Annotated in this window: 29 protein-coding genes and 1 pseudogene; 15 read left to right on the forward strand and 15 right to left on the reverse strand. The window is 48.2% G+C overall.

Annotated elements, in window-relative coordinates:
• Positions 1-2: 2 nt before the first annotated feature.
• The 5 genes from arsD to ACRJJO_RS14565 all read right to left on the reverse strand — a co-directional run bounded on the left by arsD (position 3) and on the right by ACRJJO_RS14565 (position 3,026).
• On the reverse strand, positions 3-365 hold the full coding sequence (gene arsD, locus ACRJJO_RS14545) for an arsenite efflux transporter metallochaperone ArsD (RefSeq protein ID WP_431066408.1): 363 nt from the start codon (positions 363-365) through the stop codon (positions 3-5).
• A gap of 73 nt (positions 366-438) precedes the next feature.
• Entirely contained in the window at positions 439-1,629 is a 1,191-nt protein-coding gene (gene arsB, locus ACRJJO_RS14550) for an ACR3 family arsenite efflux transporter (RefSeq protein WP_431066409.1), read from the reverse strand.
• 19 nt (positions 1,630-1,648) lie between these two features.
• The gene (locus ACRJJO_RS14555) at positions 1,649-2,128 is read right to left on the reverse strand and encodes an arsenate reductase ArsC (protein WP_431066410.1); all 480 of its coding nucleotides are present in this window, start codon (positions 2,126-2,128) and stop codon (positions 1,649-1,651) included.
• Between the two features lie 36 nt (positions 2,129-2,164).
• Positions 2,165-2,617 carry an ArsI/CadI family heavy metal resistance metalloenzyme gene (locus ACRJJO_RS14560; RefSeq protein ID WP_431066411.1) on the reverse strand — a complete coding sequence of 151 codons (453 nt, stop codon included), beginning with the start codon at positions 2,615-2,617 and terminating at the stop codon, positions 2,165-2,167.
• A gap of 58 nt (positions 2,618-2,675) precedes the next feature.
• Positions 2,676-3,026 carry a metalloregulator ArsR/SmtB family transcription factor gene (locus ACRJJO_RS14565; RefSeq protein ID WP_431066412.1) on the reverse strand — a complete coding sequence of 117 codons (351 nt, stop codon included), beginning with the start codon at positions 3,024-3,026 and terminating at the stop codon, positions 2,676-2,678.
• A gap of 90 nt (positions 3,027-3,116) precedes the next feature.
• Here ACRJJO_RS14565 and ACRJJO_RS14570 point away from each other — a divergent pair, with 90 nt between their 5' ends.
• On the forward strand, positions 3,117-3,458 hold the full coding sequence (locus ACRJJO_RS14570; RefSeq protein ID WP_431066413.1) for a type II toxin-antitoxin system VapB family antitoxin: 342 nt from the start codon (positions 3,117-3,119) through the stop codon (positions 3,456-3,458).
• Positions 3,355-3,720, forward strand: coding sequence for a type II toxin-antitoxin system VapC family toxin (gene vapC / locus ACRJJO_RS14575; protein WP_431066443.1), 366 nt, complete (start codon positions 3,355-3,357; stop codon positions 3,718-3,720). The genes ACRJJO_RS14570 and vapC overlap by 104 nt, the downstream gene beginning before the upstream one ends.
• 99 nt (positions 3,721-3,819) lie before the next feature.
• Here vapC and ACRJJO_RS14580 read toward each other — a convergent pair whose 3' ends face one another.
• Positions 3,820-4,035 (reverse strand): GDCCVxC domain-containing (seleno)protein, encoded by a 216-nt coding sequence (locus ACRJJO_RS14580; RefSeq protein ID WP_125220021.1) that lies wholly within the window; start codon positions 4,033-4,035, stop codon positions 3,820-3,822.
• Positions 4,032-4,671, reverse strand: a pseudogene (merP, locus tag ACRJJO_RS14585) (mercury resistance system periplasmic binding protein MerP). Before merP ends, ACRJJO_RS14580 begins: the two are co-directional and overlap by 4 nt.
• A 66-nt stretch (positions 4,672-4,737) precedes the next feature.
• Here merP and merR point away from each other — a divergent pair.
• The 4 genes from merR (at position 4,738) to ACRJJO_RS14605 (ending at position 7,683) form a co-directional block, all read left to right on the forward strand.
• Positions 4,738-5,145, forward strand: a complete 408-nt coding sequence (gene merR / locus ACRJJO_RS14590) for an Hg(II)-responsive transcriptional regulator (protein WP_431066414.1) — start codon at positions 4,738-4,740, stop codon at positions 5,143-5,145.
• 284 nt (positions 5,146-5,429) lie between these two features.
• Positions 5,430-5,636 (forward strand): hypothetical protein, encoded by a 207-nt coding sequence (locus ACRJJO_RS14595; RefSeq protein WP_431066415.1) that lies wholly within the window; start codon positions 5,430-5,432, stop codon positions 5,634-5,636.
• The gene (locus tag ACRJJO_RS14600) at positions 5,633-7,390 is read left to right on the forward strand and encodes an ATP-binding protein (RefSeq protein WP_431066416.1); all 1,758 of its coding nucleotides are present in this window, start codon (positions 5,633-5,635) and stop codon (positions 7,388-7,390) included. The genes ACRJJO_RS14595 and ACRJJO_RS14600 overlap by 4 nt, the downstream gene beginning before the upstream one ends.
• A 5-nt stretch (positions 7,391-7,395) precedes the next feature.
• Positions 7,396-7,683: a hypothetical protein gene (locus ACRJJO_RS14605; RefSeq protein ID WP_431066417.1), complete on the forward strand. Its 288-nt coding sequence runs from the start codon at positions 7,396-7,398 to the stop codon at positions 7,681-7,683.
• Between the two features lie 535 nt (positions 7,684-8,218).
• Here the strand turns inward: ACRJJO_RS14605 and ACRJJO_RS14610 are convergent.
• The 6 genes from ACRJJO_RS14610 to ACRJJO_RS14635 are packed head-to-tail and all read right to left on the reverse strand — an operon-like array spanning position 8,219 to position 12,062.
• Complete coding sequence (locus ACRJJO_RS14610; protein ID WP_431066418.1) at positions 8,219-8,716, reverse strand: aminoacyl-tRNA deacylase; 498 nt, start codon at positions 8,714-8,716, stop codon at positions 8,219-8,221.
• A 30-nt stretch (positions 8,717-8,746) separates the two neighbouring features.
• Complete coding sequence (gene rsfS, locus ACRJJO_RS14615) at positions 8,747-9,103, reverse strand: ribosome silencing factor (protein ID WP_431066419.1); 357 nt, start codon at positions 9,101-9,103, stop codon at positions 8,747-8,749.
• Between the two features lie 33 nt (positions 9,104-9,136).
• A complete protein-coding gene (gene nadD, locus ACRJJO_RS14620) occupies positions 9,137-9,751 on the reverse strand; it encodes a nicotinate-nucleotide adenylyltransferase (protein WP_431066420.1) in 615 nt (204 codons plus the stop codon).
• Entirely contained in the window at positions 9,752-11,008 is a 1,257-nt protein-coding gene (locus ACRJJO_RS14625) for a glutamate-5-semialdehyde dehydrogenase (protein ID WP_431066421.1), read from the reverse strand.
• 18 nt (positions 11,009-11,026) lie between these two features.
• Positions 11,027-11,764, reverse strand: a complete 738-nt coding sequence (locus ACRJJO_RS14630) for a class I SAM-dependent methyltransferase (RefSeq protein ID WP_404355734.1) — start codon at positions 11,762-11,764, stop codon at positions 11,027-11,029.
• On the reverse strand, positions 11,757-12,062 hold the full coding sequence (locus tag ACRJJO_RS14635; RefSeq protein WP_431066422.1) for a DUF1244 domain-containing protein: 306 nt from the start codon (positions 12,060-12,062) through the stop codon (positions 11,757-11,759). Before ACRJJO_RS14635 ends, ACRJJO_RS14630 begins: the two co-directional genes overlap by 8 nt.
• 114 nt (positions 12,063-12,176) lie before the next feature.
• On the opposite strand from ACRJJO_RS14635, the gene ACRJJO_RS14640 reads away from it, so the two are divergent.
• The 6 genes from ACRJJO_RS14640 to ACRJJO_RS14665 all read left to right on the forward strand — a co-directional run bounded on the left by ACRJJO_RS14640 (position 12,177) and on the right by ACRJJO_RS14665 (position 16,789).
• The gene (locus ACRJJO_RS14640; RefSeq protein ID WP_431066423.1) at positions 12,177-12,515 is read left to right on the forward strand and encodes a hypothetical protein; all 339 of its coding nucleotides are present in this window, start codon (positions 12,177-12,179) and stop codon (positions 12,513-12,515) included.
• 19 nt (positions 12,516-12,534) lie between these two features.
• On the forward strand, positions 12,535-13,071 hold the full coding sequence (locus ACRJJO_RS14645; RefSeq protein ID WP_404355740.1) for a septation protein A: 537 nt from the start codon (positions 12,535-12,537) through the stop codon (positions 13,069-13,071).
• 3 nt (positions 13,072-13,074) lie between these two features.
• On the forward strand, positions 13,075-13,377 hold the full coding sequence (locus tag ACRJJO_RS14650; RefSeq protein WP_431066424.1) for a YciI family protein: 303 nt from the start codon (positions 13,075-13,077) through the stop codon (positions 13,375-13,377).
• Positions 13,374-13,646 carry a BolA family protein gene (locus ACRJJO_RS14655; protein ID WP_431066425.1) on the forward strand — a complete coding sequence of 91 codons (273 nt, stop codon included), beginning with the start codon at positions 13,374-13,376 and terminating at the stop codon, positions 13,644-13,646. Before ACRJJO_RS14650 ends, ACRJJO_RS14655 begins: the two co-directional genes overlap by 4 nt.
• A 20-nt stretch (positions 13,647-13,666) precedes the next feature.
• Entirely contained in the window at positions 13,667-14,638 is a 972-nt protein-coding gene (locus ACRJJO_RS14660) for a peptidylprolyl isomerase (RefSeq protein ID WP_431066426.1), read from the forward strand.
• Between the two features lie 675 nt (positions 14,639-15,313).
• Positions 15,314-16,789 carry a protein adenylyltransferase SelO gene (locus ACRJJO_RS14665; RefSeq protein WP_431066427.1) on the forward strand — a complete coding sequence of 492 codons (1,476 nt, stop codon included), beginning with the start codon at positions 15,314-15,316 and terminating at the stop codon, positions 16,787-16,789.
• A gap of 235 nt (positions 16,790-17,024) precedes the next feature.
• On the opposite strand, the gene ppsA is transcribed toward ACRJJO_RS14665, so the two are convergent.
• Positions 17,025-19,436, reverse strand: a complete 2,412-nt coding sequence (gene ppsA, locus ACRJJO_RS14670; protein WP_431066428.1) for a phosphoenolpyruvate synthase — start codon at positions 19,434-19,436, stop codon at positions 17,025-17,027.
• Between the two features lie 163 nt (positions 19,437-19,599).
• Here ppsA and ACRJJO_RS14675 point away from each other — a divergent pair, with 163 nt between their 5' ends.
• Positions 19,600-20,103: a hypothetical protein gene (locus ACRJJO_RS14675; protein WP_431066429.1), complete on the forward strand. Its 504-nt coding sequence runs from the start codon at positions 19,600-19,602 to the stop codon at positions 20,101-20,103.
• A gap of 50 nt (positions 20,104-20,153) precedes the next feature.
• Positions 20,154-20,540 carry a 4a-hydroxytetrahydrobiopterin dehydratase gene (locus tag ACRJJO_RS14680; RefSeq protein WP_431066430.1) on the forward strand — a complete coding sequence of 129 codons (387 nt, stop codon included), beginning with the start codon at positions 20,154-20,156 and terminating at the stop codon, positions 20,538-20,540.
• 145 nt (positions 20,541-20,685) lie between these two features.
• On the opposite strand, the gene ACRJJO_RS14685 is transcribed toward ACRJJO_RS14680, so the two are convergent.
• Positions 20,686-21,276 carry a PilZ domain-containing protein gene (locus tag ACRJJO_RS14685; protein ID WP_431066431.1) on the reverse strand — a complete coding sequence of 197 codons (591 nt, stop codon included), beginning with the start codon at positions 21,274-21,276 and terminating at the stop codon, positions 20,686-20,688.
• Positions 21,277-21,604: 328 nt separating this feature from the next.
• Between ACRJJO_RS14685 and ACRJJO_RS14690 the strand changes: the two genes are divergently transcribed.
• Positions 21,605-21,832 (forward strand): hypothetical protein, encoded by a 228-nt coding sequence (locus tag ACRJJO_RS14690; RefSeq protein WP_404355755.1) that lies wholly within the window; start codon positions 21,605-21,607, stop codon positions 21,830-21,832.
• Positions 21,833-21,911 lie beyond the last annotated feature (79 nt).

A 21,911-nucleotide genomic window follows, 5' to 3' on the forward strand; every position in this document is an offset into this window, starting at 1 on the left:
AATCAACAACAACCCGTTTTACTGCAAGCGGAAGCGTCGGCCTTGCTTTCGGCAGGCGCGGCCTCGATCGCGCACCAGCGCGCCAGTTCTTCCCGGGAAGGATAGCGCCCGGCCAGCGCGATTTCACCGTCAACCAGCACCAGCGGCAGCCCCTGCTCGCCGGAGCGCACCAGAAAACCATTGACGACCTTGTTGTCGACAAACGCCATCGGCTGCTGGGACAGGTTATAGCGGACAATGTTTCCGCCTTGCTGTTTCAGCCAATCCACATCGGCCGAAAATGTCACCAAGGCTTCGTCCACATCGGCGCCGCATACGCCGGAGCTGCAGCACAACGCCGGGTCGAATATTTCGATTTTTTCCATAGTAATTCAGCCTTTTGAAATTGAAAATAAATTAAATTATGTCGGATTTACAGGCGACAAAATAAAATCTGCCTTACCGACTTGATTGCTTGACTGTCTCTTGGGAAAACCAGCCTTTCGTTTTTTTGCAAACACCGACCAAGGCCAGCATCAGCGGCACTTCGATCAAGACGCCGACGACGGTCGCAAGCGCCGCGCCTGACGACAAACCGAACAACATCACGGCGGTTGCGATCGCAACTTCGAAATGATTCGACGCGCCGATCAATGCCGAAGGTGCGGCGTTTTCATAACTGAAACCCCACAATTTCGCGCCCAGATAGGTAATCGCAAAGATCAATAGGGTCTGAATCGTCAACGGTATCGCAATCCATAAAATCGTCAACGGATTCGCGGTAATCACGTCGCCCTTGAACGAGAACAGCAAGACCAGCGTCAACAGCAACGCGATGATCGTGACCGGCGTCAACAGATGCAAGAATTTCTGCTCGAACCAAATCGGCCCTTTGCTGGCGATGATCCATTTGCGCGAATAGTAGCCGGCGAACAGCGGCAGCGCGACATAGATGCCGATCGACAGCAACAGCGCTTCCCAAGGCACAGGCAACTGACCGACACCGAGCAAATAGCCGCCGATCAGGCCATATAACACCAGCATCACCAACGAATTGATCGCGACCATGACCAGCGTGTGACCGGCATTGCCGCGCGCCAGATAGCCCCAGACCAGCACCATCGCGGTACAGGGCGCGACGCCCAACAAGATGCAGCCGGCCAGATAGCTGCGCCAAAGCGGTACTTCGAGCATTTTGATGCCGTCTTGCAAGACGACGATGCCGGAACCGTATTCGCTCCCGACCGGCAAATCCAGACCGAACGGCATCTTGACCAGATCGACCGCATCGGCGCCAATCAACTCGTAAAACAGTCCGCCCAGAAACAACGTAGCAATGCCGTACATCGTGAACGGCTTGATCGCCCAGTTGACGAACAATGTCAACGACACCGGCTTGACGCTCTTGCCGGCCTTGACAACTTCGGCGAAATCGATCTTGACCATGATCGGATACATCATGAAGAACAGACACACCGCGATCGGTACCGATACGACCGGCGCGTCGTTGACATCGATGCTCATGCCGTCGAGCGTCTTCGCGAATTCCGGCGCAAATGTGCCTAGCAGAATTCCGGCGACGATGCACAACGCCACCCACAGTGTCAGATAGCGCTCGAAAAAGCCTATATCGTGTGTTTTTTCGGTCATAACTCCTCCCCGCCGGCTCTCATGCCGACAATTGGCCGATTTCGTTGAGTTTCCGGGTCAATTCGTCGCGCGGAATCGTTTCCAATGGCAGTTCGAGCATGGTCTTGACTCGTAATTTCAGCGTCGCGAAGGTTTGCTCGAACGCGGCGATTTTCTCTTCCTCGCTGCCCTCGACATGGCCCGGATCGGACACGCCCCAATGCGCCCGCTCCGCTTTGGTCAGATAGACCGGACAGGTTTCGCCGTGCGCGCTGTCGCAGACCGTGATCACGACATCCATCGGCTGATGCTCGAAATCTTCCCAGGACTGGCTTTGATAGCCCTCGGTCGGCAAGCCATGGCGTTTCAAAGTCGCCAGTGCGCCCTGGTTGATCCGTCCGATCGGGTGACTACCGGCCGAAAAGGCCCGGATGCGGCCCTGGCCGTGATGATTGAACAAGGCTTCGCCCATGACGCTACGGCAGGAGTTGCCGGTACATACAATCAGAATGTTTAGCATGTTGATCCTCAATGGTGGTTATTGAAAAAACTTTGCTCATCCGCAACAAGAAGAAGTACCTGCCTCGACTGGGCTGCACGCGAACGGATTTTCGCCGTCGGAAGCGGCTTTTGCGTCGTTGAAGGTAGGAATCTCGCTCAGCGAATGGAAAGATTCCCAGGCGATGCCTTGCGGGTCGGTGATCCAGTACTTGTCGGAGCGCGCATAACAGCAGGCCGCGCCTTCCTGGGCTTCGATCGGTATTTGGGTCGCGTCGAGATTTTGTTTGATCGCCGCCAGTTCCTGCTCGTTCTCAGCCTGTAAGCCTAGATGATCGAGACCGAGCTGTTGACTACGGTTAGAAATCGCGAAATTGACGCGCGGGTCGTCGAGCAGCCATTTCGCATAATCGTCGTGTTTTACGGTCGGCTCGGAGCCGAACAGCGTGCTGTAAAAGGAAATATTTTTTTCCAGATCATCGACCGACAGATGGACATGTAACCTTTTCATTTCAAGCCTCATATTAATAAGTTGATATACGAATAAGCATATATTTGAGCCAAAATTTTTAGCCGCAAACCGCCATGTCCGGACGGCAATCCATTTGCCGCAGGCGATCCAGATCGGCTCCGAAGGATTCGCTCGCTTGCACCGCCTTCAATACATCATCGAGCAGCGGATAGGCCCAGCTGGGCAAGTCCGGATTGATCCGGTAATAAACCCACTGTCCTTCGCGACTGTCGAGCAACAAACCGGATTGCCGCAACAAGGCCAAATGCCGCGAGATTTTCGGCTGCGACAAAGCCAAAGCCGCTGTCAATTCGCAGACGCAAAGCTTGCCTTCACGGTGCAGCAAGGTCACGCAGCGCAAGCGGGTGTCGTCGGCAAGACATTTGAAAAATTGAACCGGTGTCAGCATAGTGAACCTAGTATATATGAAAAAACATATATTGTATCAATCTAGCTTGTAAATATGTAAATTATCTGTTTTTACACGCATTGCAATCCCATGAGAACCAATATAGTAATCGACGATGAACTCATGACCGAAGCCCTCAAGGCAAGCGGCCTGACAACCAAAAGAGAAGTCGTGGAGCAAGGTCTTAAACTGATCGTTCAGCGCGGCAACCAACAAGCTATTCGCAAATTGAGAGGCCGACTCAAATGGGAGGGGGATCTGGACGAGATGCGAGGCGAAAATGATACCGGTCGATACCAGTGTCTGGATAGATTATTTCAACGGCGACATCAATGCTCAAACCGACGCATTGGATACCGCGCTAATCGAGGGCACAGTCGCGATTGCCGACCTGATCTTTCTGGAAATACTGCAAGGTTTCAAAAGCGATAAGGACTATCAGATAGCCAAAGAAAGATTGGCCTCGCTCGATCAATACTCCATATTCAATAGCGGCATGGTCGAAAAATGCGCGCAAAACTTTCGAACTTTACGCAAAAGAGGCATTACTATCAGAAAAACGAATGATGTCATCATTGCGACTTATTGTATCAAGCACCGACTTCCTCTTCTTTACATCGACCGTGATTTCGAACCTTTTGTGAAATATCTCGGCTTGACTGGTGAAGGTCGAAATTTTCAAGACTCTCATTGAAACAAGCGAACCGAGGTCATCCCTTATTCCAGCCTTGCTTAAAAACAAAAAACATTTTCAAGACAAACCAATCCTGGCGCTTAGTCAGTCAACCCTGGGCTACCCGCCGCAACACGAGCCCTGTTGTTGAATCGGCGGACATTTGACCGAGCCGTAAGAGCAAAACACGCAACAATCGCCTGGCTTCGGTTTGAGCAGCGTTCCGCAGGACTTACATTCGTAGAAGTACCAACAGGCATCGGTCGGCATCGTTTCCGTTTCGGCATGCCCGCAGTTTGGACAGGTGATCGTCGATTCGAGGATGACAGCACTCATTTCGGCTCCTTTTTGATTGAAGAAGGGTATCCGGCGGCTCCGGTCGCTTCGGTCAATTGTTCCGCCGCCGTCACGGTATCGTCGAATCGGACCGTCACGGTTTTAGCGGCGTAATCGATCGAAACTTCTTGCACGCCGGAAACCTGTTCCAGCGCCTTTTTGACCGTAATCGGACAGACGGCGCAGTTCATGTTTTGTACATCGAGTGTTACGGTGCGCAACTCAGCCAGCGCAGGACCTACGGCAACCCCAAATGCAAAAATAAATAGTAGCATTCTGATCGTCATCGGTTTCTCCTCAATAGAATAGCGGCGCGAACCACGGAAACGCCAACAGTCCCAACATTGGGACGCTCACGATCCAAAAAATGAAACGCTGCTTGCGAACGACCGCCTCGTCGGCGCAGGACTTCTCGGGATCGCAGCCGCGGTCGATCACATAGAGTTTACGAAACGTCAACCCGATAAAAAGCAATGACAGCCCCATGAACAACGGGCGCGCCGGCTCGAAGGCCGTCAACGTTACCATCCAGGTCCCGCCAATGCCAAGGCTCAACAACAGCAAAGGACCGACACAGCACAGGCTGGCCCCTAGTCCGGCCAGGACGCTCGCGATCAAAGTAAGTTTTGCGTTCATATTGAATACCTATTTTTCAACGAGGCTTGTATTATAGGCACCGTACCCAGGTACGGAGACAAGCCCATGACGCAAAAAAATTTTACGATCGGCGTGCTGGCGAATAAAGCCGGCGTGACGGTCGAAACGATACGCTTTTATCAACGGCGCGGTTTGCTTGCCGTGCCCGTCAAGCCGCTCAAAGGCGTTCGGCATTACACCAAAGGAGATGCGCAGCGCGTGCGATTTATCAAGGAAGGCCAGAAACTGGGCTTTACGCTCGATGAGATTACGGAATTATTGAGTCTCGAAGAAGACCGCCACTGCCGGGAAGTCAAAGTAATCGCGCTTAAAAAGCTGGGTCTGATTCGTGAACGCATCGAAAGCTTGCGCATGATGGAATCGGCCTTGTCGAATTTGGTAGAGCGCTGCGCCGATAATAGAGACTCGGTAACCTGCCCGATCATCCAAAGCTTGTTGACAGGATCAGAGTAAGACAATTTTAGAAAAAATAACGAGAACCCAATGAACCCACTCATCGATCAAGGCCTTGCCACAGGCCTCATCGCGTTTGATACCGAACAAAAAACATCGTCTATAAAACCCCAAACAAGCGCTTGCGCTACACTAACTGTGTTCTTATCTCAATAAGGTTTTTTATGCGCCGTTCGATGGACTTTATTCAACGGAATTTCATGTGCTTGAGGGCATTACGGTAAGTAGCGAGTTTTTAGCTTTGTTTCTGCGCTTGATCTGGTCGTTAACAAACCAAAGATTTAATGTCAGGCAATACCTTGCCCAGACTACAAACGGAAGATATTGAAGATTTGTTGATTCCGATTGTTGATAAATCAACTCAAAACCAAATTATTGAGGAATCCAATCGCCGAATGATCGAAGCCGAAAGTTTACGTCGTGAGGCTGAAACCGAACTAGAAGCCGCCAAACACCGCATTGAAGCCATGTCATTAGGAGAGGTTACATGACAGAAAAAGCCAATTTCAAAGTCGACCCCCGGTTGGCAAAACTGTTGGGGGAAAGCTACCGCTCTACCGAATATGCCTTAAAAGAACTGGTTGATAATGCTTGGGATGCCGAAGCCACCTTTGTTTCTATCACTTTGCCGGAACCTATGACGCTTGACCCCATTGTGATTAAAGACAATGGAAACGGCATGACCGAACAGGAGTTACGCAGAGAATATTTAACCGTTGCCAATGATCGTCGTTCGCGTAAGGGTGATCGTACTCCGCGATTGAAGCGGCTGGTTAAAGGACGCAAAGGTATCGGTAAGTTTGCCGGTTTGATGGTGGCCGGTGTGATGGAGGTTAAAACTACGGCACGGAAAAGGCAGACCCAGGTTGTTATTTCTAAGGACATTTTGCTAAATGAAGAAAAAGATTTGGAGAAGATTAATTTGCCAATTTCGGTTTCCGAAATCGAGGATGGCGTTTCCGGTACAACGGTGATGCTCACAAGCCTGAATCAACGTTACGAATTTCCTCGGGCGGATAAGCTCAAAAGTATCTTGATGCTGGAATATGGCCGCGAGCACGACGTGTCAATTGTCGTCAATGGTGAAAACTTGAGTGTGGAGGATTTACCGGGTGAGCATTTTACCCATGACGAAACATTACCTGACGCAGGAACTATCCGGCTCAATTTTAAGATTTCTAACGGTACCAAACCCTTGAAGCAAGCAGGCATTGCAATCCGAGTCGGCGGCAAAATCGTTGGCAAACCGGGATTCTTTGGTTTGGAGGACGACCCTGAGATTCCACAAAAATTGCTTAAGAAATTGTATGGAGAAGTCGAGGCCGATGGATTGGAGGATAGCGATAGCGTGACAGCGGATTGGGGGGCAGTAATAGAAAATAGCATGGCGTTTCAGACCATGAAGCCGGTAATTCAAACACATTTGAAAAATGCCGTTGAAAAAGTTTTCAAACGCGAGGTAACGCTACAGCGGGCAAGGCTCCAGCAGCAAATTGATCGGCGCTTGGCGGAAATTCCGGAATATCGCCGTCAATTTGCTCAAAAGGCATTGGATAAAGTAATGAAGCGTTTTTTCGGTGAGCAAGATGAAAAAGTGGAAATTATTGTGTCGGTTGTCTTGGATGCGTTTGAGAAAGACGATTATTGGCAGGTTTTAAAACAAATTGAACAAAGCAGGGACTCCGATATTGAATCATTTGTTTCAGCATTAGCAGACTTTGGTTTACTTGATATGGCTTTGATGGCTAATCAAGCGCAAAGCCGACTGAAATTGCTCGATAGTTTGGAAGATCTGATTCGTAAGCCTAATACCCTTGAGATGGCTATTCATAAAGTCATAGAATCTAACTTATGGATATTGGGTTATGAATATTCGCTTATTGCGTCGAATAAAACTTTGGCCAGAACTATTGAGGAATACACCAATAATAAATTTGGCGGTCAACGAGCTAAAAAGCGCCCAGATTTGTTTCTTGCTCAGAACCTGAGAGGAAATCACCTACTTGTCGAATTTAAGGAACCTTCAAAGCCAATTACCCGAGACGACCAAAACCAAGCGGCTAAATATCGTGACGATTTGGAGCCAAAGTTTGGTGAAATTGAAATTCTGCTTTTGGGAAAATGTCGCAGCTCAACAAATTTAAGCCAAAATGATCCACCACGAATGAAGGTTTTTGGTTATGAACATCTAATAAGCTCCGCACGCACCCAACTGGATTGGTTGCTTAAAGAGTTGGGGGGGTAATTAAAATGACCATCGCCGACATCATCTACCAACACGTCAAAGCCCTGCCGCCCGCCAAGGCATTGGAGGTTTTACATTTCGTCGAGTTTCTGGAATCCCAACCCGACTCAATGCCGGAACCCAGAGCCAATGAGGCGTTGGCAGCTTTTCTTTACAGTCTGCCGGTCGGCCAATGTAGCGACCAAGAAATCAACACCAAATTTCAAGCGTTGCGCGACGAATGGGGTCAACCATGCAGGGTAGGTAAACGCATTAAAATAGTTAATATATTAATATGTTATCCAGTTACTTAGAATGCTTAATCAATTTGGTTTAACTTATGGTACCCCTCCCTAGGCCCCGTTAGGCCGCGCCGAGCACTGGCGATTTTGCCGAGAATAGCCCGTTAGGGGAGCGGCAGGGATGCCGCTCGTTTTCGGAGGGCTAGGGATAGCCCTTCCGAAAACCCTCGGCAAAATCGTCAGCGCGCAGGATGCAGCGGCCTCCGGGTGTCTTTTCTTTTGGATACTTTTCTTTGGACAAGCAAAGAAAAGTATCGCGGTTGTCGGTCCGCGAACCGACTACACATAAGCGTCGCGATAGCGACACAAAGCCTTATTTAGGTTTCAAATAAACTAAATCTTTATAGTTAACCAGAAAAAGAAATATTTTAACTATTTGATTTTCTATAGTGTTTTAATGCGTTTACCCTGGAGGATTCGGTTACTCGCTTGACAGGACGCCGTGAATACGTCTGTGTAGGCTTGACGGCGGCTCCCTGCCACCGACACCTGTCAATCGAGCAACCGAACCCTCCATAAAATAAGGAAGTTATTTACAACCAAATCCTTAGGCCGCTTTTACAAATTTTCCGACAGCGGCGCTCGACATGATCCTGCGCAAATCGCCGGCATTGATATCTAAAGCATATCCCAGTATGCCGCTGCCAATAACAACCCGTGAGTAATGAAAAACGCCCTCATCGACGAGTATGTGAATCGAATCGGGTAAAGCAATAGGCGGTACCGCGCCAATCGGAAACCCGGTTGCTTGCAAGACTTCTTCCGGCTCCGCCATTGCCAAACGGCGTTCGCTTAACTGTTTGCGCAGCACGCCCCAATCGGCGCGACCGCCGCCGGCGACCGCCAATAAAACAAAATCGCCGGACCCTGTTCGAAACAATAAACTGCGTACAATTTGCTCAGGATCACGACCGATGGCAGCCAAGACCTCTTCGAGAGAACGAACCGGCTTTTTATCAGGGTCGAGAGGGATTTCGATCCATTCGTATTTAATTCCCATCTCGTCGAATAAACGTGAGACGGGAGATTTCAATTGATCGGTCATCAGTGACTCCTAATAATGGCAACAAATAAATCAGTCTTGCAAAGCCTCTAGCGCTTCGGCTTTCTGTTCGACCGACCACAATTTTTCCAATTGATAAAACGCACGCGCCTGATCGGTCATCAAATGAACGATCACGTCGCCCAAATCCAATAATACCCAATCCGCTCCGATACCGCCTTCTTGCCCTAATGGTTTCTGCCCGTTTTCCTTGACTTTTTCCGAAATATAATCAGCCATGGCATTGATATGTCGATCGGATGTACCTGTTGCCAGTATCATGTAATCGGTCACGCTGGTCTTACCCCGGACGTCCAACACGGTGATGTTGTGACCTTTTCTTTCGTCCAACACGTCCTGGACTACTTTCAATAACGCTTCTGTTTGCATTCAAATTCCTATCAAATTCGCGCCGAATTAGCGCTAATAAAGTTTATGTTGTCGGATGTATTGTATGACGGACTCGGGCAATAAAAAACCCGGATCTCGATGTTTAGCGATGATTTGCCGAATGGCGGTTGCGGAAATTTCAAGACGGGTAACCGACTGAAAAAATAAATACCCTGCCGAATATTCATTCAAGACTTGGCGGTCATCGGTCAAACGGTTGGTCAAAAATCCGTCGACTACCTGCGCATTAAAGCCCGGCCGAGTCATTACAACTACATGCGCGAATTCAAACAGGCGCCGCCATTGATACCAAGCGGTAAGACCGGTAAAGGCATCGGCGCCGATGAATAGCAATAAAGGCCGTTCGCCGATCTCGGCACGCAAAGACATTAATGTCTCGACCATATAGGAAGGACCGCCACGGTCGATCTCGCGCGTATCGACCGTCATATTCGTACGATTTTCCAGTGCCAATTCCAACATCCTTAACCGCATCGAAGCGGGTGCCGAGGGGCTATCGCGGTGAGGCGGAATAAAGCAAGGGATGAGGCGAATTTCGTCCAGTGCGAAAGCCTCCTTGACTTCTAGGGCGGTCCGCAAATGACCGAAGTGAACCGGATCGAACGTGCCTCCGTAAATACCGATCATTTATTGTCGAATGTGGCCATCGCCGAGCACGATGTATTTGAGCGTGGTTAAGCCGGTTAAGCCGACTGGTCCACGTGCGTGCAATTTGTCGGTGCTGATGCCGATTTCGGCGCCAAGACCATATTCGAAACCGTCGGCAAAACGTGTCGAGGCGTTGACCATGACCGAACTGGAATCGATTTCTCGTAAAAAACGTCTGGCTAGCGTGTAATTTTCGGTTACGATCGCGTCGGTATGTGCGGATCCATACCGATTGATATGCTCGACGGCTTCATCGAAACCGGCAACCACTTTAACCGACAGAATCGGCGCAAGATATTCGGTTTGCCAGTCAGCCTCGACCGCCCGCTTACAATTCGGAATCAGCGAGCAGCTTTTCAGACAACCGCGCAGTTCAACACCTTTCTCCTGATACTTCGCCGCCAAACCGGGCAGAACTTTCGAAGCGATGCTCTCATGTACCAGCAGCGTTTCCATCGCATTGCAAACACCGTAGCGGTGCGTCTTTGCATTCAAAGCGATCGAAACGGCTTTGTCGAGATCGGCTTCGCTGTCGATATAGACATGACAAATGCCGTCCAGGTGTTTGATAACCGGAATCGTCGCTTCTTTCGATATGCGCTCGATCAAACCTTTACCGCCGCGCGGCACGATCACATCGACGAAATCCGACATCGTAATCAATTCGCCAACCGCCGCACGGTCGGTCGTTTCGATCACCTGTACAGCCGTAGCAGGCAAGCCGGCCCGTTCCAAACCTTTGCCGATGCATTCGGCGATTGCCTTGTTCGAATGGATCGCCTCCGACCCGCCACGAAGAATACAGGCATTGCCGGATTTCAAGCAGAGTGCGGCCGCGTCGACCGTGACATTAGGACGCGACTCGTAAATAATGCCGATCACACCCAACGGGACGCGCATCTGACCGACTTGAATGCCGGAGGGACGATAGGTCATATCGTTGATTTCGCCTACCGGATCGGGTAGAGATGCAACTTGTTGCAATCCTTCAACCATCCCAACAATGCCTTTGTCTTTCAATTCCAATCGGTCCAACAAGGCCGCGTCGAGCCCATTGTCGATACCCGCTTGAACGTCTTTGCCGTTTTGTTGAATCAAATATTCCCGGTTATTTTCGAGTTCTTCGGCGATAGCCAGCAAGGCCGCATTTTTTATTCCGGTTTCGGTACGGCTCAAAACTCTGCCGGCTTTTCTGGCCTCGCGGCCGAGTGACTGCATATAATCAGTGATATTCATTATTGAAAAAAGCTCGTGTTAAATAGGTTTAACGGCGGTAACCAAAGCATTGACTTTTATTCGCTGATTTAAGGCAATATCGACAAAACCGGCTTCCTCCAACTGTTTTAGCGAAATGCCTTCGCGCATGACGTGATTTTCCGATTCGTCGTTAAATAAATGGATGATCCATTGTTCAAGCAAGTCCGGTTTATTTTCACCGATCAATACCTCGAAAAAACCGCTGATTTCTTCTTGAACGGTGCGGGTATGCTCGAAAATATCGTCCAAAGCATAACGATCGCCATTGATGAATTGTCCGCCCGGCTTTAAAACTCGAAAAATTTGTTCGATGACACGCTCGCGATAACTGTGTTCGAAATTATGAACCGTGTAAGCCGTTGCCAAAACATCCGCGCTGTTATCAGCCATTTTCGTTAATGCACTGTAGGCATCGTCAAGTTTGAAAAATAAGCGCCCATTATCGACCCATTGCTTTAGGTTTTCCTTAGCTTGATTCTGCATCGTCGGCTCGCTATCGATGCTCGTGACTACCACATCATCATTGGACGATAAGATAGCCAGCGTCGTGATACCGGTACCGCCGCCTAACTCTACAACATTCAAAGGCCGCCCGGATTTATCGGCATAATGCTTGACTGCACGACCGACTATTTTGCTCATTTCAGCCGATAATGGACTCATGCGCTGCAACATGTCGTAATCACGCCCGATGATGCCGGAAAATATTGCATCATAAGAAATACCGTTACTCATGTTTTTTCCCTTTTTGCTTGAGTTCGTAGGCCTCTAACTGTTCGGGCGTCGCTTCGGTTTGATGGCGCTTCTTCCAATCGGCATAAGGCATGCCGTAAATAATTTCCCGGGCTTGATTATAATCAATCTCGACCCCCTTATCTTTCGCGGCCCCCAAATACCATTTCGCCAGGCAATTACGACAAAAATCGGCCAAAATCATCAAATCGATATTCTGAACTTCCGGATGGCTTTGTAAATGCTCGACTAGGCGCCTAAAGGCGGCCGCTTCGAGTTCGGTTTGAATCTGCTTATCCACGATAACACCTCCTTAAAACTGAATTATTCTACCAGAAAGCCATTGCCAAGCATGTACAATCAAGCGGATTAATTCTACAATAGCACTCAATTTTCCATTGCATTATGCCTTGACATGGAAATACATGTAACTTCGCTTAACACTTCCGCGCTTAAATTAAACCCGCAAAACGCAGGACAGCAGGATACTGTCCAAAATCAACCCGAGAATAAGCGTGCAAACTCCGATAAGCCCTTACAACATTCGGCAACTGCAACTCAAAAGCCCGAGGAAGTAGAACAGCTATTAGTCAATGCCGGATTATCCGACATCGGCCTGCTTAATGCCGACAAAACCGAAAACCCCATCAACACACGATTATTAAATGCCGTCAATGCTTACACCACAACCCTTAACCAGCCGATGCAAGATCAGCGCGCTCAATTGGTAGCCGGTATTGATTTTTACGTATAAACCCATCAATTGAATCGACATGAAGCAACTTTTTGAATTTTTCCCTATCATTTTATTTTTCATCGCGTTTAAACTTTATGATATTTATATCGCCACGGCTGTAGTCATTGTCGCAACCATCCTTCAAGTGGCTTTCATGTGGTTTAAGTATCGAAAAGTCGAAACGATGCAATGGGTCACATTAGGACTGATTCTGGTCATGGGCGGCGCCACAATTTACTTGCAAGACGAACAATTCATCAAATGGAAATTGAGTATTGTCGAATGGCTGTTCGGCCTGGCTTTTCTAGCTAGCCAGTTCTTCGGCGAAAAGCCGTTTATCGAACGCATCATGTCCGCCAATATCACATTGCCTTCGCCGATTTGGCGACGACTTAATCTGATGTGGGCCTTGTTTTTTATCGGCGTCGGTTTTATCAACCTTTATGTAATGTACAACTATAACACCGACGACTGGGTTAATTTCAAAACCTTCGGCGTACCCGGTTTGATGGTTGTTTTTATCGTATTACAAATGCTTTATCTCTATAAACACATGCCGGATACCGAGGAATAAACTGTGCTCTACGCGATTATTAGCACTGACACCGATAACAGCTTGGATAAAAGAAAATCGGCCAGACCGGCCCATCTTGCCAGACTGCAACAACTTCAAGACCAAGGCCGATTGATTTTAGCCGGCCCTCATCCCGCCGTGGACTGTGATGACCCGGGAAGTGCCGGTTTTACCGGCAGCCTAGTCGTCGCCGAATTCGCCGATCTTGAAGAAGCCAAGCAATGGGCCGATGCCGACCCCTACCTGGAAGCCGGCGTTTACGCAAAGGTTACCGTTAAACCATTTAAAAGGGTATTACCTCAATGACTACCGAAGTAATTAGAAAACTGCTCAACGACTCACTCAAGCCCGAGCAAATTGAAATCATAGATAATAGCGCGTCCCATGCCGGCCATATCGGCGCCCAAAGCGGCGGCGGCCATTACCATGTTACGATCGTATCCGACGCTTTTGAAGGTAAGACCTTGGTGCAACGCCACCAACTTATTTACAAAGCGTTGGGCGATATGATGAAACAACAAATTCATGCCTTAGGCATTAATGCGATGAGCCCCAGCGAATATACCAACCCGTGAAACTTACAAAGGAAAACTAAATGACCAATAAACTCGTCCCATTCTTTTTAATCGGCGCTTCGCTTGTAGCCGGTTGCGACAACCAACAACCGACAACAACTCCTATTGCACCTAAAGTCGATAAAGCCGATGCTGTCGCCTCGGTCAATGGCGTCTATATCAGTAAAACCGCATTGCAAGAGCTTGAAAGCGACATTGCCGAACGCACCCAAGGCCAATCTTTCCCGAAAGATAAGTTAATCGAGGAATTAGTTCAACGGGAATTGCTGGTCCAAGAAGCCCTGCAAAAACAACTCGACAAATCGCCCGAGTTTATTCAAAGAATGGACGTCGTTAGAAAATCATTGCTTTCGCAGGCCGCCTTACAAAATCATCTAAAATCGAATCCGGTGACCGATGAGGAAATTAAAGCCGAATACGAAAAAAATGTCGGCGGCGAAAACAACATGGAATACAAAGCTCGTCACATTTTGGTAAAAACCGAGGATGAAGCGAAAAAAATTATTGAACAACTCGATAAAGGCTCAAAATTCGACGAATTGGCTAAAAAGAATTCTACCGGCCCTTCAGGCCCGGAAGGCGGAGACCTAGGCTGGTTCGCACCAAGCCAAATGGTAACGCCATTCTCCGAAGCAGTCATCGCTCTTGAAAACGGCAAATACACGAGCGAACCGGTTGAAACCCAATTCGGCTGGCACGTTATCTTAAGAGAAGATTCACGCCAGCAAACCCTGCCGGCGCTGGAAGAAGTGAAAGAGCAAATAATGCCTTACTTGCAACGCCAAAAAGTTCAGACGATGATAGAAAATCTGCGTGCCGGCGCTCAAGTCGAAATCCTGATTCCAATCGAAGCGCCTGCGGCCCCACAACCCGATGAAACCACAGCGCCTGAAGCCGAAACGGAGGCTGCCCCAACTGAAGAATCGCCAGCAGCCGACCAACCCACAAATGAAAAGCCTACGGAATCGTTAGAAGCGCCGGCCGCTCAATAAGGTTACACTCCTTTTACTCCCTTTGGCAGGACGGGATTTACAGCCCCGCCCGAAACGCTTGGGACGGGTTAAATAACCCGTCCCGTAGCAGGTGATTTATTCGTCTCTATACCTTTCGCACTTCAAATTTCGGCAGTACCCGAGGAGGCGCCGGGGTGTCCGATCCCTCACCTAACGCTAGGTGAGGGAAAGCCGGGTACGTTAAGCAACAATAAAGATATCGAGGTCACATTCACCAAGATGGCAAGTCGGTATCTACGGCTTATGTATAAAGGCTAGAGCTCCAGCTTGGGAATGACACCCCGGAAGCTCCCGCTTCCTGAGACCGACACAACCTCCGCACATTCTCAATCAACCCTGACCCGCTTGTTCAATCTTTCTTGATTGTCGGGAAGCTAGAGCATCCTGAACACGTTACCCAAGCTGGAGCTTTAACAGCATATTTTAGTTTTAGCGACTACGACTGGCCCCTGCGCGGACACTTGGCTTCGGCAAACGGAAGCATCTTGCTAATAGGACCAATTTAGCAGTTAAATCCAATCATATCTTTGGCCAATTCCCTAGTAATTTAGTAAACTTTTGAACCATTATACCGTCCAATTTATATTTTTATTTAGGACGTTATTTTTTAAATAGCCCAACTCAAACACTTTGCTAAAAGCCAATAGAAACATGATGCCTTTATTTAACTTCGATAACACCTATGCCCGCCTACCCGAACGTTTCGGTACGCGCTTAAATCCTACACCGGTTCAATCCCCACGTTTGATCAAACTGAACAGCAACTTAGCGAATCAGTTGGACTTGGGATTTGATGAACTCGATAACGAAACCGCAGCCGCACTCTTTTCCGGCAATCTCGTTCCGGAAGGCGCGGAACCGCTCGCTATGGCTTATGCCGGACATCAATTCGGAAACTTCGTGCCGCAATTGGGCGACGGACGGGCGATTTTACTCGGGGAAGTCATTGATCGCGCCGGCAGGCGCTGGGATATTCAACTAAAAGGCTCGGGGCAAACGCCCTTCTCGCGCCGCGGCGATGGACGAGCCGCATTAGGCCCTGTGCTTCGGGAATATTTGATTAGTGACGCGATGCATGCACTCGGCATTCCTACGACACGCGCTCTGGCCGCCGTAACGAGCGGTGAACCGGTGTTTCGGGAAACGCCGCTACCCGGCGCTGTATTAACGCGGGTTGCCTCGAGCCATATTCGCATAGGCACATTTCAATATTTTGCTATGCGAGAAGATTGGGAAGCCGTCAAGCTTTTAGCCGACTACGCAATAAACCGCCATTACCCGGATTTGAAATCCGCATCGAATCCCTACTCGGCTTTGCTGACAACCGTTCAAGAGCGGCAAGCGTCGTTGATTGCACGTTGGATGCATGTCGGTTTTATTCATGGCGTCATGAACACCGATAATATGACGATATCGGGCGAAACGATCGACTACGGCCCATGCGCATTCATGGATCAGTACAATCCGGACACCGTATTCAGCTCAATCGACGATTTTGGCCGTTATGCTTTCGGCAATCAGCCACGAATAGCACAATGGAATTTAGCAAGGTTCGCGGAAACCTTATTACCGCTACTCCATGACGAGCAAGACTCGGCAATCGCTATCGCCGTTGAAATCATCAATCGCTTTTCAGATATTTTCGACAATTTTTGGTTGACGGGCATGCGTCGCAAACTAGGCTTAGCCACCGCGCAACAGGATGATAAACACTTGATCGATTCCTTGCTTCAATTGATGCAGCAACATAAAGCCGACTACACCAATGTTTTTCGAGCACTGAGCCATATCGCCGATAGTCCCGCTACAAAACCGACCCTGAATGATTATCTGCCACAAACGCCGGACTTTGACAATTGGTTAGAGCGTTGGCAAACCCGTATCGATCAAGAAACGGGGTCTCCGACGCAACGAGCCGAAGCCATGCGTCAAGTCAATCCGGCTTATATTCCGCGTAACCACAGGGTCGAACAAGCATTGAGCGCGGCGGTTCAAGAAGAGGACTTTTCAAAGTTTGAAACATTGCTCGCCGTATTCAACAAACCATTTACCGAACAACCCGGTTGCAGGCATTATCAAGAACCGCCTCAACCCGACGAACGTGTTTATCAAACGTTTTGCGGGACTTGATTATCCTAAAAAATCAATTCGCCACGAAGATCATGAAGAGTAAGAAGTTAATTCAATAACTTCTTACTCATTTGTATAAAGCTCTCGCTCACCCGAGAGGTTAACGAGGATACCCAGCCAACTTCTTGATTTACTTCATGTGCTTCATGGTTAAACTGCCAACTTTAGCATTAACCCAGTGTCGTAATTTGACTCGCAAAGGGTATCGATGGGCTTCGGCTGGTCGAGATTAAGATTATCGCTCTAGCTTTTCTTCCAACGCCAAAATCCGCTGGGTCGTCTGCAATACCGTATCCGGATTCAAACTCATCGAATCGATGCCGATTTCGACCAAGTATTCAGCCATTTCCGGATAATCGGACGGTGCCTGACCGCATAAGCCGGAATGCTTGCCGTTACGGCGCGCACCTTCAACAGCCATACGAATCATTTCTTTGACGCCCGGATCGCGCTCATCGAAATCCTCGGCAAGTATTTCGGAATCGCGATCGACGCCGAGCGTCAATTGAGTCAAATCGTTCGAACCGATCGAAAAACCGTCGAACAGCTGCGAAAATGCATCGATAAGTATCACATTATTCGGAATTTCGCACATCACATAAATTTCAAGCCCGTTCTCCCCTCTTTTCAAACCGAGCTCGGCCATATAATCCAAAACACGCACCGCTTCTTGCTCCCGGCGGCAAAACGGAATCATAAGAATCACGTTGGTCAAACCCATGTCTTCGCGAACCCGCTTCATCGCTCGGCATTCGAGTGCGAAGCCTTCCTTATAATCGGGGTGAACATAACGCGAAGCACCTCTGAAACCGATCATCGGATTCGCCTCGTCGCGCTCGAACCATCGCCCACCGAGCAAGGTTGCATATTCGTTAGTCTTGAAGTCGGACATCCTGACCACGACCGGTTTCGGATAAAACGCTGCCGCGATCGTACCGACTCCCTCCGCAAGACGCTCGATGAAAAAATCCTCCGGTTGTGCATAATGGCGGGTCAAGCGTTTAACCGTTGCTTCTTCGTCGGCATCTTGTATGCGTTCAGGATGAATCAACGCCATCGGATGAGCTTTGATAAATTCGGTAATGATGAATTCCATCCGCGCCAATCCGACGCCGTCATTCGGCAAAAAGCTGAGTTTGAATGCCAATTCCGGATTGCCCAAATTCAGCATAATTTTAGTTTTCGGTCGCTTCAATCCGGAAAGATCGGTCGTATTAACATCGAAACTCAACTCGCCTTCATAAACCTTTCCAGAATCGCCTTCGGCGCAGGATACCGTGACAGTCTTACCGGTCTTAACGGTTTCGGTCGCATTATCGCAGCCGATTACGGCTGGAACCCCCAGCTCGCGAGCGATGATTGCGGCATGACAGGTGCGTCCACCCCGATTGGTCACGATCGCGGCCGCCGTTTTCATGACCGGTTCCCAATCCGGTGTGGTCATGTCGGTAATCAATACTTCGCCGGGTTTAAAGGTATTCAATTGACTGACATTTTTGATCACATGCGCGGTTCCGACCGCGATCTTGCTGCCGACCGCTCGTCCAATCACAATCGCCTCGGCTTTTTGTTTCAATTCGTATTGCTCGAGCGTCGTCCCGCTCAACTGCGATGCAACCGTTTCGGGGCGTGCCTGAACGATATAAAGCTGTCCGTCCAGACCGTCCTTCGCCCATTCGATATCCATCGGCCTAGGCTGATTTGCCTTCTCGCTGTAGTGCTTTTCGATTTTGATCGCGTAATCGGCCAAGGTCAGCACCTCGTCGCCGCTTAGGCAAAATTGTGAACGCTCTTCGGCAGATGTCACGACATTACAAGTTTGTTCTCGCGTGCGGCCTTCGCTATAGATCATCTTGATTTTTTTAGCGCCAAGCGACCGCCGAAGCACACAACGATGACCTTGCTCGAAGGTCGGCTTATGCACATAAAACTCGTCCGGATCGACCGAGCCCTGCACGACATTTTCACCGAGACCGTAAGCACCGGTGATAAATACCGCGTCTTTGAATCCCGATTCGGTATCGATCGAAAACATCACGCCGCTCGACGCTAAATCCGAACGAACCATTTTCATTACGCCGATCGATAACGACACCTTGAAATGATCGAAACCTTGATCGACCCGGTAATGAATCGCCCGATCGGTAAATAGACTCGCGAAACAACGCTTACACGCATCGAGCAGGGCTTGTCCACCATGTACATTTAGATAGGTATCCTGTTGGCCGGCGAAGCTTGCTGTTGGTAGGTCTTCTGCCGTCGCCGAACTTCTAACCGCAACGGTCAATTCTTCATCGTATTGCCCTTGCAGTTGATTAAAAGCACCCAGAATTTCACGCTCTAATTCTTCTGAAAGCGGTGCTGCGTAAACGATATCTCGCGCTTTTCTGGCGCGTCTAGCCAAATCGTTCACATCTTCGGGATTCAAGGTATCGAGCGCCTCATGTAAGGCTGCCCAGGCATCCGCTTTATCGAGCATGTGCCGGTATCCTTCCGCTGTAATTGCAAAGCCGTTCGGCACGCAGATGCCTTCGGCGGCTAGTTCTCGATACATCTCGCCTAGCGAGGCATTCTTGCCGCCAACTAAGGGAATATCCTCGATCGTTAGTTCATCGAACCAACGGATGTACTTGAATTTTTCTGACATGTGCGTTCCTCCGGTTTTTACTCAACAGTCTCAATCATTCTAACCGTTTGATCATCAATCTTCACACCTGATTAACGCCCAAGTAATACAATCATTGGCAAATACCATCGTTGAGATACAATCCTCTATGACGTCACATTTTTTACAAATCATGGGCTCATTTATGCCAATTTTCATCTTATCTTGCCTATCCCTGGGCTACCTTGCCGATAATAATCATCCGCTGGTTGCCTATTTATTGTCGCCGTTTGTCATTCCGGTCATGGGATCGGTAATGGCGCTTAGCGGAATCGGCGTATTGGTTAATAAGCCCAGCTATCTTAACTGGCATGACTTTTATGCATCGAGCACGTTGTTCGTATGGTTTGCTTATTGGCACCGTTTTTTCGAACCCGATGCGCCGATGTTCATATATTTCCCATATTTTCTAGCTTTCGTTTCATTTATAACGGTAATACTTTTTGTCGGACAAAGGAAGAACATCGATCAAGAAACGCTGAGAGTCATGTTAAAGATTGCCGGGCGCAAGCCCTTACTGTCATTGGTAGTGATGGGTTTTTCAGTTGCCAGCTTGCTGCTTATTGAACATTTTTTGCTATTTCCCATCGCAATCACGCTATTCATTATCCAATATTCATTGTTAGAATGCGTCAAACAGGATGAATAATGTCGTCCTTCACCACCATTATTGCGCTTAATTTGAATGAGGTTATCATCATGAGTTGGAGAGAACGCAAACACGAAGAAACCTATTCCGATCAAGAGGTCGAAGCTAGACTCAAAGCGGAATTACCGAACTGGTATCTCGAAAAAGGATGGATTCGACGCAAATATAAAACAAGCGGTTGGAAATCGACACTGATGATCGTCAATACCGTAGGTCACCTAGCAGAAGCAGCCTTTCACCATCCCGACCTTACCGTGTCCTATGCTTTCGTAATCGTCAAATTGGTCAACCACGCCGCGAAAGGCATCACGAACAAAGATTTCGAACTGGCAAAAAAAATCGAGGAAGTTGTCATGTGGCAGCCCGGATTAAATGAAAATTCATCGCTAGAGGGCACACCGGACGACCCTCGTTTTAAATATATCAAGTACGATTGAACACTATTTCTTTCGGACAATAGTACTCAGTCAGCGTAATTATTAACCCCCTATAGTTCCCACGCTCCGGCGTGGGAATGAAGACCGAGACGCTCTAGCGTTTCGTACCGCTGGAACGCTAATTACCAGGGGACTGAATAGTTACTCATTCACTACTCAAATAACGTAAGCCTATTAACGCACCACTTTTTTCTTGCTCTTGTTCATGTTGTATCCAACAAATCTTAGCCATCCCTTTCATTTGCAGGGATTCGGAATATAAACTAACCACGACATTCGGCAACAAATCTTTGTCGGGGTCTTTTACATAGATCATCAAGCCATCTACCGAAATGTTTTTTCCTTCGAATTCCACTCTCTTGTTTTTAAGCATCAAGAATCCGACAAAAGACTGTTTTTTACGATAATATTGACGTTTTAACCATAAGCGATCGGCATTGTAAATAACATGCTTGAATTCCAAACCCATCAAGATATTATTATCTTTTTCTTTTACCCAGATAATTTCAACTTCGCCGGTTAGCATTAAGTCTTTAACAAAAATTTCAGCCGCACTATTTTCATTAATAAACGATTCAAAATCGCTAAAGGTAGACAACAACCTACCGGGCACGATTTCGATCAAGATACCATTCACAGAAACATCGTGACTAATAAAGTCCAATGTTTCACCTGCTAAATGCAATTTTCCTGAAGAAGTTAGGTTTTTTCTATATTCTTTTCGTTCTCGAAACATTGGTATATAGCCTTGCCAATTAAGAATTTATCAATAAGGATAGACTAAACGTTAACAGTTGAATAAGAATTTATGCCGTATTTGACGACTCTTGAGGCGTTTTATACCTTTCGTATTTCAAATTTTGCCTGAGTACCGCTCCAGCGGTACGAGACGCTAGAGCGTCTCGGGCTGCATTCCCACGCTGGAGCGTGGGAACGATAGGGGGGGGATGTGAATAATTACTCTAAAACAGGTAAAAAATGGCTTCTAAATACTTGCCGAATAGGCCATGATAGGTATTGAACCTTTTATGCTAAACCATTATTTACAAGGGGCTGATATGTTTATGAAAACCATTATCATTATTTTTTCGGCGATAACGACATTTGCCACTATCGGTTGTGCTTCGTCTAGGCAATTATGGAGTCAAGACGGTTTCTCACACGAACAATCCGTTACTGCTCTGTCCGAATGCAAATATCAAATCGGTTTAAAGCAGATACCGGAAACTCAGCAAGAGGAGTTGCTTAAACACTGTATGCAAGGGAAAGGTTATCGACTCAACGATTATTGATATTATTTACCCGGCACCTAAATTCCATAGCCCATAGAGGTAAGCTATCGAATTTAGGCGCCGGACCTTTGGACGGTCA

This window comes from Methylotuvimicrobium sp., assembly GCF_050611805.1.
Classification (GTDB): Bacteria; Pseudomonadota; Gammaproteobacteria; order Methylococcales; family Methylomonadaceae; genus Methylotuvimicrobium.